This is a genomic window from Rhizobacter sp. P2_D12, from assembly GCF_056404395.1.
This window is the reverse complement of the sequence record NZ_JBFUEB010000081.1, coordinates 19,959-29,512: the sequence shown is the minus strand read 5'-3', so window position 1 is coordinate 29,512 and position 9,554 is coordinate 19,959. Positions and strand designations below refer to the sequence as shown.

Below are 9,554 nucleotides of genomic sequence, written 5' to 3'. Positions count from 1 at the left end.
AGCCGGGGCAGGGGCCGGTGCGGGCGCCGGCGCGGGGGCGGGCGTGGGCGCAGGTGCCGGCGCAGGAGCGGGGCCGTCGGCCGGGCCGATGTCGGTCCACAGGCTCGCGGTGGTCGGGTTCCAGCCGGTGCTCGCGTAGTCGGTCTGCGCCACCGTGGCGCGGTAGTTGCGACCGTTGAAGGTGACCAGCGACCCGGCAGCGTAGAAGGTGTCGGGCTTCCAGGCCGGGTAGCTGGCGGCGTAGATCGAGGTGCTCACGAGGACCGAGGCGAAGGCGCCGAGCAGGCGCAGTCGGTTCGAGCGCGGAAGGGTGGCGGGCATGAAGGATTCTCCGAATGGGCGGTCGTTGTGGCGTTCCGGCACTACGGCTGTCGGGACCCTCGCCAAGGCCTCGCGTCCATCGATGCCGACGCACTGCCGAGCGAGCAGACGGGACTCTAATCGGTTCAATACCATTTCAGTACCACTTACGGGGTGAAAGTGGTAATGGTTTGTGCTGCCGGCGTGCCCACGGGAATTCGCTGACCGCCAGGGATCGCGTCAGCGCGCCTCGCGCGCCAGCTTCGCGCGCCTTTCGATTTCTTCGCGCTCGGCGACTCCTGCAGGAACGATCCGACCGGGACGTCGCCGACAGGCACGCAGGTGCTGATCACGACACCGGTGGCCGAGGCTTGCGAAGCGACGAGCCGCAGCGCGCCGGCCTGTGCGCCTGGTTCGAACAGCCGCTCGCCGCGCCCGAGCACGACGGGGAAGGTCCATACGTTGTACTCGTCGATCAGCGAAGCGGCCCGCAGCGTCTGGATCAGGTTGCCGCTGCCGATGATCTGCAGGGCCGGTCCCGCTTCCGACTTGAGTGCGGCGACCGCCGCCACGACGTCGCCGCGCAACAGCGTCGAGTTGTTCCACTGCAGCGTCTCCAGCGCGCGCGAGGCCACGTGCTTTCGGGCCGCGTTGAGTGTCTGCGCAATCGGGTTGTCGGCCGCCTGGTACGGCCAGTAGGCCTCGAAGATCTCGTAGGTCCTGCGGCCGAGCAAGAGCTCGCGGTCCTTGCCGTCGCAAGCCTTCCATCGAGCGAACCATGGCCTCGTCCCAGTGGCTGAACGTCCAGCCGCAGAAGGCGAACCCGCCGGTGGTGTCTTCATCGGGACCGCCCGGCGCCTGCAGGATGCCGTCGAGCGAAACGAAAGAAGAAAAGCCTCAGTGCGTTTGTCGCCTCTTCAGTCGTTCGATCGACCTGAGAACGGTTTGCGGTTGGGGTGTCCCGAGCGATCGCAAGCCGGTTTCTATCTGCCGGATCAGCAGGCTCCTCTGCTGAGGCGAGAACGTTCCGATCTCGCGCTCAACGTCGCCGGCGCGCCGCGTGAACACGGTGGCGAGTGCCTCGGAGACTGACTCATCAGCGGCATTCTCATGCGAGATCGCGAACTCCAGCAGGCTGCGCGTCAGCCGCCGGTCCGGGTGGCTCGCCAGCATCTGCGCAGCCTGGCGCATGCAGGGCATGGCCGTTTGCTCACCATACGACTCAAGCTGCTTGCGCAACGAGCGATAGGCGGCGTCGTCGCTGGATTGGACCGACGCCTTGAAGTGCTCGTTCAGCTCGATGGCCTTGGCGAGCACTTCTGCAACCTCGGGGCCGGTCTTTGCCGGACATGCCGCCCACGCGCCAGGACTTGCGAGCAGGCAGAGCCAGAGACCGAGAACGGCTCTCATCGCGGGTATTTCACGATGACAGGAATGGAAGTGACGCCGCGACCATCGTCGAAGTATTGCCGCAAGGCGTCATAGACGATTTTCTGATGCGAGCAGGATGGGCCGATGCAGCCTTCGGTTCCAGGCACATGGCCATCGGGATGGATCCGCAGAAGAGAACGGTCGGTCTTGAAGGTGGGGTCGAGATCGAGACTCCATCCTGGGCCGCTGGGACACATCATGGCCTTGTTGTCACTGCGTCGACGCAGCAGCGATCCGTCATAGATGCCCTCCGGCAATGCACCCTTTCCCCACGGCCCCGAGACGGCCGGTACCCTGAACTCGACGCCGAAGTCCTCGTAGCCCGTGAGGTAGGTACCGTCGAACACCAATCGATCCAACAGGCCAATCGGATCAATGTATGAAACCGGGTTGCTGCGGACATAGGTGTATGTGTTTGTGCCTGCAGCCAAGCCGATGGGATCACTTTCAACGTATCGGGCTGCAGCGCCAAGTGGGCAAGTCACCAGAGCCGCCAGCAGGGCCCGCCGCAAGAACGGAATCACAATCAGGTATCGCATGAACTCTCCTATCGGGATCGGGCCTTCGCCCGTTGAACGACCAGCTTGTACTGCTCCTCTGAAGCTTCCTCGGGTTCGCGCCAGCCCAACGCCACTGCTCGCCGGTGCCACCGAACGATCTGCGCCTCGATCTCGTTGAAGTGCGGTCGCAAAGGCGGGGGAATCTTGGCCGGCATGCTGAACCTGCTTTCGTAGAGATCGGACCGATCTCGCTGGTATGCGGCGGCAACATGCAGCATTGCGTCGACCTGCAAGGGACTGTGCTGCAACAGCAAATTGGCCATGGCCACGGTGCGCTCGGTGTTGGACGGTCGTTTCGCGTAGAACTCCAGCAGCACCTCGCCCATGAGCGCCACAACTTCCCGCGTGCTGAGCCATCGAAGGTAGACGCCCTGCTTGATGGCAAGTGGGCTTATCGACGACTCTTGCATGAAGCTCTCGGCGGACTTGAACCCGCCTGACGTGGCCTCGAAGTTGTGGACGACACCGCTTGTGTCGCGGTACTTCACGAACACATGCCTTGGCGAAACAGACGCCGTGACGTCGAGGCCGAGCTTCTTGCCGAGGATCAGAAAAAGGAACGGCATCGAGATGCAGTTGCCCCTGGGTGAATCGAGGTAGTTCGCGAGCAGCTTGTTGCGGATGCTGTGGCCTGACGGGTCGTCGAAGTCATAGCGAAACGCCTTGTGCCTGTTCCATGCCCCGGGCTCGTACAAGTAGTGCCGCAGGGCTTCGAATCGAACGTCTGCCGTTGCGCCGTGAGGAAGTCTTGATCGCAGATCGGCTGCCATGGCATCGAGACGCCTCTGCGTGGCAGCCACGTCGATGTCGGGATCTATCAGCTTGTCGATGCTCAGTTTGATCTTCGCGAGATCGAGGTCGGCGTCTGGCTGCTGCAGGATCTGTCGCATGGTGACAATGTCCGGATCCTGTGCTGCGTCATAGACGCCCTGCGCAGATGAGGGAGCCGATGCGAACAGGACGCTGGCAAGGCCCATCCATGCGACGAGATGTTGCCGGCGTTTCGATACTGCATGAAGAGGTGGGAAACACTTCATGGCCTGCCCCTTTGGAACGCTGGTGATTTCGAAGCGAGATCACCACCAGCGCGAGCGACAGTACCGAGATATCTTGCAGAGAAAATGGAGACAAGGACGCTGGCGATCAGTGGTTTCCCTGGCTCGCATGGTCCTTGAACTCGGCCAATGAAGACGGCCAGGACAATGGCACCGTCAGCAGTTGCCGATGCGCCAACCCGGGGGTGGCTCCCTGCCGCACTGGCCTTGCCTTTACCCGCGCGCGAAGAACGCCTCGACCAACCGCACCCAATACGTGCCGCCCACCGGCAGCAGCGCGTCGTTGAAGTCGTAGTTCGGGTTGTGCAACTCGCACGGGCCCATGCCGTGGTACGTGGCCTCGCGGTGCCCGCCGCCGCCATTGCCCAGGAACAGGTAGCTGCCCGGCACCTTCTGCAGGTAGAACGAGAAGTCTTCGGCGCCGCCGTGCTGCGGCGTGTGGCCGTCCACCTTGTCGGCGCCGAAGGTGTCCTGCGCCACCTTCATCGCGAAATCGGTCTGCGCGTCCCAGTTGACCAGCGGCGGGTAGGCGCGGTGGAACTTCAACTCGCCGGTGCCGCCGTGCGCCTGCGGCAGCATCTCGGCGATGCGCCGCATGTTGCCCTCGATCTCGTCCAGCACCTCGGTGCTGAAGGTGCGCACGGTGCCGCGGATCACCGCTTCGCCCGGCAGCACGTTGTACGCATCGCCGGCGTGGATCTGCGTCACGCTCACCACCGCGACGTCGATCGGGTTCTTGTGGCGCGAGATCAGCGTCTGCAGCGCGCCCACCATCTCGGCGGCGATGACGATGGTGTCGACCGCCTTGTGCGGCTGCGCCGCGTGGCCGCCGGTGCCGCGCACGATGATGTCGAAGCGGTTGCTCGAGGCCATCGTCGGCCCCTTGCGGAACGCGAAGTGCCCCGCCTCGAAGCCCGGCATGTTGTGGATGCCGTAGATCTCCTCGCACGGGAAACGGTCGAACAACCCGTCGTCCATCATCGCCTTGGCGCCGGCGTTGCCGCCCTCTTCCGCCGGCTGGAAGATGAAGTTGACCGTGCCCTCGAAATCGCGGTGCGTCGACAGGTAGTGTGCCGCGCCCAGCAGCATCGCGGTGTGGCCGTCGTGGCCGCAGCCGTGCATGCGGCCCGGATTCTTCGAGGCATGCAGGAAGCGGTTGTGCTCGGGCATCGGCAGCGCATCCATGTCGGCGCGCAGGCCGATCGCGCGCTCGCCGGGGCCGCGCGCGCCATGCAGCACGCCCACCACGCCGGTGGTGCCCAGGCCGCGGTGCACCGCGATGCCCCACGATGCCAGGCGCTCGGCCACCAGGTCGGAGGTGCGCGTCTCCTTGAAGGCGAGTTCGGGGTGCGCGTGGATGTCGCGGCGCAGCGCGGTGAACTCGGCGTGCTTGTCTTCGATCTCGGCGATGAGGCTCATGTCAGCTGGTCCTTCACGTAGTCGGCAATGTCGCGGGAGACCCCGGCGAGCGCATCCTGCAGGCCCTGGAAGCCGGCACTGCGCTCGCGCGTGGTCTCGTCCATGTAGAGGCCGCGGTGGATCTCGATCTGCAGGCTGTGGCGGCGCTCGGCCGGCCGGCCCAGGCGGGCGATCAGCGCCACGCCCTTGAACGGGTCGTTGATCGCGACGCTGAAGCCGCGCTTACGCAGCGATTGCGCCACCAGCGCGGTGAACCCGGGCGCGGCCGTCGTGCCATCGCGATCGCCCAGCACGAAGTCGGCGAGCGGATGGTCGCTCTGGATCTGCAGGCCTTCGTACGAATCGGCGGGCATCGAATGCAGGTTCAGGTGCCACACCGCGCCGAAGCGGGCGTAGGCGGATTCGATCTGCTCGCGCATCGCGGCATGGTACGGCGCATGGCAGGTGGCGATGCGCCGCTGCACCTCGGCCACCGTCAGCTTGCGCGCGTAGATGGGCCACTTGCCGTTCTTGCCCGCATCGCGCCAGACCAGGCCGATGCCCAGCCGCGTCTTCTCGCTCGGGTTCAACGGGGTCGGCCAGGGCTGCGCCAGCATGCCGGCGTCGATGCCGTCGACGTCGCGGTTCGGGTCGATGTAGGTGCGCGGGAAATCCGCCGCCAGCAGCGTGGCGCCCACCGAGGGCAGCGCCTGCCACAGCACGTGCACGTCGGTGTCCTCGCCGCCGCGCAATTGCGCCAAGGGCACGGCATGGCCGAAATCGTCGGGGTAGCGCACGCCACTGTGCGGCGAGTCGCAGACCAGCGGCAGCGGCTCGCCCTCGGGCAGGCGCAGCGTGAAGGGCGGCAACGGCGTCGTCATGTCGGGGGATCGTTCAGGTGGCACGCGCTGGTGTGGCCGGGCTGCAGCGTGCGCAGCAACGGCGCCTCGACCTTGCAGCGCGGCATCGCATGAGGGCAACGCGGGTGGAAGGCACAGCCCGGCGGCGGCGCCAGCGGCGAGGGCAGTTCGCCCTGGATGGGCTGGTAGGCGCGGCGCGTGGTCTCGAGCGTCGGCAGCTCGGACAGCAGCGCCTGCGTGTACGGGTGGTTCGGCGCGCTGAAGATGGTTTCGGTCGGCGCGACCTCGACGATGCGGCCGAGGTACATGATCACCACGCGGTCCGACACGTGGCCCACGACGCCCAGGTTGTGGCTGATGAAGAGGTAGGTGAGGTCGAACTCGCGGCGCAGCGCGAGGAACAGGTTCAGCACCTGCGCCTGGATCGACACGTCGAGCGCGGCCACCGCCTCGTCGCACACGATCAGCCGCGGCTTCAGCGCCAGCGCCCGCGCGATGCCGATGCGCTGCCGCTGCCCGCCCGAGAACTGGTGCGGGTAGCGCTGCGCGTAGTCGGGGTCGAGGCCGACCTGGCGCATCAGCGCACCGACGTACTCGGCCTTCTGCGAGGCCTTCACCAGCCCGTGCACCACCGGGGCCTCGCCGACGATGTCCAGCACGCGCATGCGCGGATTCAGCGACGCCATCGGGTTCTGGAAGATCATCTGCACGCCCAGGCCCCAGGCGCGGCGCTCGCCGGCATCCATGCCGGCCACCGGCTTGCCGAGGTAGCTGACCGTGCCCGCGCTCGGCGGGTTGATGCCGGCGATCACGCGGCCCAGCGTCGACTTGCCGCAGCCGGATTCGCCCACCACGCCGATCACCTCGCCGGGGCGGATCTCCAGGTCGACGTCGGCCACCGCATGCACCACCGAGGCGCGATGGCGCGCCCCGAGCAGGTTCGCGATGCGCCCGGCCAGGTCGACGCCCTTCACGAAGCGCTTGGAGATGCCCTTCAGTTGCAGCAGCGGCGGGGATTCGAGCAGCGTGTCCATGCGGTGTTCAGGCCGTCTCGGCAACCAGCATGTTCCAGCATCGCACGGTCTTGCCGGCAGGGCCGGGTTCGGCCTGCGGCACCGCCAGGCAGGCCGCGGTGGCGTGGGCGCAGCGCGGCCGGAAGGCGCAGCCCTGCGGCAGGTGCAGCAGCGACGGCGTCATGCCGGGGATCTGCCGCAGCAGCGTGCCGTGCGTGGCACGCGTCGGGATCGAATCGACCAGCCCGCGCGTGTAAGGGTGCGACGGCCGGTTGATCACGTCGGCCGTGGCACCGCTCTCGACGATGCGCCCGGCATACATCACCGCGATGCGGTCGGCCAGGCCCGACACCACCGCCAGGTCGTGCGTGATCCAGACCATCGCGGTGCCGGTCTCGCGGCACAGCTTCTGCACCTCGTACAGGATCTGCGCCTGGATGGTGACGTCGAGCGCCGTCGTCGGCTCGTCGGCGATCAGCAGCCGGGGACGGTTGAGCAAGGCGATGGCGATGGCCACGCGCTGGCGCATGCCGCCCGAGAGCTGGTGCGGGTAGGCCTGCAGCCGCTCTTCAGGCGACGGGATGCCGACCATCGCCAGCGCATCGCGCGCCCGCGCCAGCGCGGCCTTCGCGCCGGTCTTCTCGTGCGCGTGGATCGCCTCCACCATCTGCGTGTCGACGCGCAGCACCGGGTTCAGCGTCATCATCGGATCCTGGAAGATCATCGCGATCTCCTTGCCGCGCAGCGCCTGCAGACGGCGCTCCGGCGCACCGGCGAGCTCTTCGCCCAGGTAGCGGATGTGGCCGCCGACGATGCGGCCCGGCGGATCGATCAGCCCGATCACCGAGAAGCCGGTGATGCTCTTGCCCGAACCCGACTCGCCGACCAGCCCGAGGATCTCGCCGGCGTGCACGCGCAGGTCGACGCCGTCGACCGCCTTCACCACGCCGCCGTGGGTGAAGAAGTGCGTCTGCAGCCCCTGCAGCTCGAGCACCGGCGGTGGCGGCAGCGTCATCGTCAGTGCGCGTTGTGCGGGTTGAGGATGTCGCGCAGGTGGTCGCCCACCAGGTTGATGCCGACGATGGCCAGCGCCAGCGCGATGCCGGGGAAGAACGAGATCCAGTAGTTGCCCGACAGCAGGAACTCGAAGCCGTTGGCGATCAGCATGCCCAGCGACGGCTCGGTCACCGGCACGCCGACCCCGAGGAAGGACAGCGTCGACTCCAGTGCGATGGCGTGCGCCAGGTCGATGGTGGCGATGACGATCAGCGGCGGCAGGCAGTTGGGCAGCATGTGGCGCAGCAGCACGCGCGGCCAGCCGAGCGACATGCACTGCGCGGCCTCGACGTATTCCTTGGCGCGCTCCACCAGCGCGGCGCCGCGCGCGGCCCGCGCGAAGTAGGCCCACTGCACGATGACCAGCGCGAGGATCACCTTGTCGACGCCCTTGCCGAGGATGGCCAGCAGGATCAGCGCGACCAGGATGGCCGGGAACGACAGCTGGATGTCGACGATGCGCATCAGCAGCGCGTCGATCCAGCCGCCGAAGTAGGCTGCCGCCAGGCCGACGACGCTGCCGATGGCCAGCGCCGCCGCCACCGAGAGGCTGCCCACCAGCAGGCTGGTGCGCAGGCCGTAGAAGATGGCCGAGAGCAGGTCGCGCGCCTGGCCGTCGGTGCCCAGCCAGTAGGTCATGCTGCCGGCCGCGTCCTTGCTGCCGGGCGGCAGCTTGGAGTCGAAGATGTCGAGCTTGCCGATGTCGTAGGGGTTCTGCGGCGAGATCCACGGCGCGAACAGCGCGGCGAACACCGCCAGCGCCAGCAGCACCAGGCCGAACACCGCCAACCGGTTGGCCATGAACTCGCGGCGCAGGCGCTGCCACGGGGTCTCGGGTGGCGGCAGCGCGGCCACCGCATCGGCGACCACGCCGTCGGTCATGCCTTGGCCCCCTGCAGGCGCACGCGCGGGTCGAGCACCGAATAGAGGATGTCGACCGCCAGGTTGAGCACCACCAGGAAGAACACGATCAGGATCAGGTAGGCCACGACCACCGGGCGGTCGAGCGTGATGATCGAATCGAGCAGCAGCTTGCCCATGCCGGGCCACGCGAAGATGGTTTCCGTGACCACCGCGAAGGCGACCACCTGGCCGAACTCGAGCCCGCCGACCGTGATGATCGGGATCATGATGTTCTTCAGCAGGTGCACGCGCAGGATGCGGCTCCAGCCCAGGCCCTTGGCGCGCGCGAACTTGATGTAGTCCATCGGCAGCGCCTCGCGCGTGGCGGCGCGCGTGACGCGGATGATCAGCGCGCCCTTGGCCAGCGCGATCGTCACGGCCGGCAGCAGCAGGCGCGACCAGCCGTCGAGCGTGAGCACGCTGAGGTCGAGCGGCCCGACATTGACGGTGGCGCCGCGCCCGCTGGCCGGCAGCCAGCCCAGGTAGACCGCGAACACCATGATGAGCATCAGCCCGACCCAGAAGTTGGGCAGCGAGAAGCCCAGCACCGAGCCGGCCATGATGCCGCGCGTGCTGAGCGCCTGCGGCCGAAGGCCCGCCCAGATGCCCAGCGGCACGCCGATCCCCATCGACAGGCCCATGGCGACGACGGCCAGCTCCAGCGTGGCCGGCATGCGGTCGAGGATCAGCCCCATCGCCGACTGCCCGGTCAGGAAGCTCTTGCCGAAATCGAACCGCAGCGCGTGCGACATGAAGATGCCGTACTGCTGCCACAGCGGCTTGTCGAGGCCGAAGGACGCGCGGATCTCGTCGCGCTCGAGTTCGGTGGCCTCGGCGCTGGCCATCATCGCCACCGGATCGCCGACGACATAGAGCCCGACGAAGACCAGGCCCGACATGACGGCCATGACGAGCACGGCCTGCAGCAGGCGGCGGATGATGTAGGCCGACATCGCGGACTGCCCTGCGCCGTCGTTG

11 protein-coding genes are annotated in these 9,554 nt (G+C 67.4%); all 11 read right to left on the bottom strand.

Going from position 1 to position 9,554, the window contains the following annotated elements:
- The coding region (locus tag AC1DYN_RS23520; protein WP_477963545.1) for a carbohydrate-binding protein at positions 1 to 321 on the bottom strand (321 nt) is incomplete at its 3' end.
- 146 nt (positions 322 to 467) lie between these two features.
- Positions 468 to 1,034: a dihydrofolate reductase family protein gene (locus AC1DYN_RS23515; protein ID WP_477963543.1), complete on the bottom strand. Its 567-nt coding sequence runs from the start codon at positions 1,032 to 1,034 to the stop codon at positions 468 to 470.
- Between the two features lie 163 nt (positions 1,035 to 1,197).
- On the bottom strand, positions 1,198 to 1,710 hold the full coding sequence (locus AC1DYN_RS23510; RefSeq protein ID WP_477963541.1) for a hypothetical protein: 513 nt from the start codon (positions 1,708 to 1,710) through the stop codon (positions 1,198 to 1,200).
- Positions 1,707 to 2,270 carry an RHS repeat-associated core domain-containing protein gene (locus AC1DYN_RS23505; RefSeq protein WP_477963537.1) on the bottom strand — a complete coding sequence of 188 codons (564 nt, stop codon included), beginning with the start codon at positions 2,268 to 2,270 and terminating at the stop codon, positions 1,707 to 1,709. The genes AC1DYN_RS23510 and AC1DYN_RS23505 overlap by 4 nt, the downstream gene beginning before the upstream one ends.
- Positions 2,271 to 2,278: 8 nt before the next feature.
- Positions 2,279 to 3,181 (bottom strand): transglutaminase family protein, encoded by a 903-nt coding sequence (locus AC1DYN_RS23500; RefSeq protein ID WP_477963536.1) that lies wholly within the window; start codon positions 3,179 to 3,181, stop codon positions 2,279 to 2,281.
- A 378-nt stretch (positions 3,182 to 3,559) separates the two neighbouring features.
- Positions 3,560 to 4,765 carry a M20 aminoacylase family protein gene (locus AC1DYN_RS23495; RefSeq protein WP_477963535.1) on the bottom strand — a complete coding sequence of 402 codons (1,206 nt, stop codon included), beginning with the start codon at positions 4,763 to 4,765 and terminating at the stop codon, positions 3,560 to 3,562.
- Positions 4,762 to 5,625: an N-formylglutamate amidohydrolase gene (locus tag AC1DYN_RS23490; RefSeq protein WP_477963534.1), complete on the bottom strand. Its 864-nt coding sequence runs from the start codon at positions 5,623 to 5,625 to the stop codon at positions 4,762 to 4,764. Before AC1DYN_RS23490 ends, AC1DYN_RS23495 begins: the two co-directional genes overlap by 4 nt.
- Positions 5,622 to 6,638: an ABC transporter ATP-binding protein gene (locus tag AC1DYN_RS23485; protein WP_477963533.1), complete on the bottom strand. Its 1,017-nt coding sequence runs from the start codon at positions 6,636 to 6,638 to the stop codon at positions 5,622 to 5,624. The genes AC1DYN_RS23490 and AC1DYN_RS23485 overlap by 4 nt, the downstream gene beginning before the upstream one ends.
- Before the next feature lie 7 nt (positions 6,639 to 6,645).
- On the bottom strand, positions 6,646 to 7,632 hold the full coding sequence (locus AC1DYN_RS23480; RefSeq protein WP_477963532.1) for an ABC transporter ATP-binding protein: 987 nt from the start codon (positions 7,630 to 7,632) through the stop codon (positions 6,646 to 6,648).
- Between the two features lie 2 nt (positions 7,633 to 7,634).
- A complete protein-coding gene (locus tag AC1DYN_RS23475) occupies positions 7,635 to 8,555 on the bottom strand; it encodes an ABC transporter permease (protein ID WP_477963531.1) in 921 nt (306 codons plus the stop codon).
- A complete protein-coding gene (locus tag AC1DYN_RS23470) occupies positions 8,552 to 9,529 on the bottom strand; it encodes an ABC transporter permease (protein ID WP_477963530.1) in 978 nt (325 codons plus the stop codon). The genes AC1DYN_RS23475 and AC1DYN_RS23470 overlap by 4 nt, the downstream gene beginning before the upstream one ends.
- Between the last annotated feature and the right edge of the window lie 25 nt (positions 9,530 to 9,554).